1 protein-coding gene is annotated in these 1,932 nt (G+C 31.9%); it reads right to left on the reverse strand.

Features of this window, described 5'->3' with window-relative positions:
* Positions 1 to 682: 682 nt before the first annotated feature.
* Positions 683 to 1,261 carry a hypothetical protein gene (locus ACFSQ0_RS07265; RefSeq protein WP_379046302.1) on the reverse strand — a complete coding sequence of 193 codons (579 nt, stop codon included), beginning with the start codon at positions 1,259 to 1,261 and terminating at the stop codon, positions 683 to 685.
* Between the last annotated feature and the right edge of the window lie 671 nt (positions 1,262 to 1,932).

A 1,932-nucleotide genomic window follows, 5' to 3' on the forward strand; every position in this document is an offset into this window, starting at 1 on the left:
TGGCTATGATTTCGTTGCGGAAAAATCCACAGGATTCTTTCCGCCGTAGCCGAAAGATAGAAAAAAGCGTGGAATTTTCGGTAGAAAATTCCGCCGCAATGAATTATAGCCGTTGTTACCTAAAGTAGCGACACGTTCTGCTTGGAAGGTTCTGCTTTGCCGTCCAAATAATTAATTTCCGCTTTACTCTTTTTCCGTCCACTTTTTTATTCGGCAATGCGCTGATTTATTCAAAAAACGTAGATTTTAATATCTTTTTTTCGTCTATTTCAAATTTTTGATTTGACCTTAATTCCGTTTAATTTTTAAATTCGCTTTTTATTTTTTTGCACGATATAGTTTTATTAATTTTTTTCAGCGTAGCGCTATTTCATTCCGCGTTGTGCTTTTCAATTCCACTGTTCTCTTTTTAAGTCAGTTAAATTTTCAAACAGTCGGATTTATCATTTCTCCGTTCCGCTTAAGATTCCGAGCTATTTTAGGTAACGTGTTTGTATATGAAAAGTAGCGTAAAATTATGAGTTATTTTTCCCCCATAAAATAAGCCAAAACTTTTGTATTTTGATTTTATCTTTACTTTTTAAAAGCCAAATCAAAAGATTTGGCGACTTACCAAATATACCAAAATTTCCGGTTTAGATAAGCCGCAGCTATTTTTTATATACGTTGTTGGCTCACGTTTTTATTTTCTTTTAAGTTCTAATTTAATTGGGTTTTCTGAGTCTAGTTTTTCGTTATGAAATATCAAGAATTGCGCTTCTTTGTTATCAAAATGTGTAGTTTTTATATCATAAATTCCGTAGACGCATAAATCATTTTTATTCTGAACAATTTCATCGAAAAACAAATTATTAGTTTTATAGATATGTATGGTTTCACCGCAACTCAAAAGTCCTCCGTTTCTTACTTCAATACTATAATCACGGTTAATTTGAAATTTTGCAATTGACTGACTGAAAAATAAAGTGATTAGAGTCAAAGCTATGACTGGAATTAATATTACTACTATCAGAATTTTTTTCCAGTTATTATTGACTATTGCAAAGAAGAGTAAACAAGTTATTATAAATATAATTCCAATTATAGAATTTGTATAAAAGCCTTTAATTTTTATATCATTGAAAATTAGCGCTATACTAGTTATATTTAATAGTAAACTGCTTAATAATATTATTGAAATTTTTTTTTCAATTTTAATGGATTTAAAACCTGTAATTTTAGGAATCAGATTGAGACCAGCAATGATGAATAAAGAAGTCAAAAATATTACCATTTTAAGATCACTCTTTGGTTTTGAGTGGTTTTAAATGTGTGCCAACGGTTTTGGCTATGATTTCGTTACGGAAAAATGGGCGACCATTTTTCCGACGTTGACCGAAAGATAGCAAAAAAGAATGGAATTTCCGCGAGGAAATTCCGCCGTAATGAATTATAGCCGTTGTTAGCTTTTAGTGCTTTTATAATTCATTCCGTTTTTTGTTTTTTTAGTCAGCTTTTTATTCAGGTTTCTTTAATTTCTGCGTTTAATTCATTCCGCAAACTTGCTGAAATTCCGACCGTTTTTTAATTCAGGTTCTAGTGCGCAATTCCAGCGTTGTTTTTCCAGTTCCGATTGCGCAAACAAGCTAAAAAGTCAGCCGTAATTCAATTCAGAGTTTGAGTGAGCAATTCCGCTGTTGTTTTTCATTCCACGTTTGAGTGATAATTCGGAAAATTTTTGAAATTCCGCACATAGTTTTTCTGATTCATCTGGCTTAAAATTCTAAAAAAAAATCGAAAAATAAACCAGGCTTTTTTTCAAACCGCAAACTTGCTCCAGCATTAAAGCTAACGGCTTTGGCTATGATTTCGTTGCGGAAAAATACGCAGGATTTATTCCGTTGTAGCTCAAAGATAGAAAAAAGGATGGAATTTTCGGTAGAAAATTCCGCC

The sequence above is a fragment of the Mesonia sediminis genome, from assembly GCF_042684705.1.
Lineage (GTDB): Bacteria > Bacteroidota > Bacteroidia > Flavobacteriales > Flavobacteriaceae > Mesonia > Mesonia sediminis.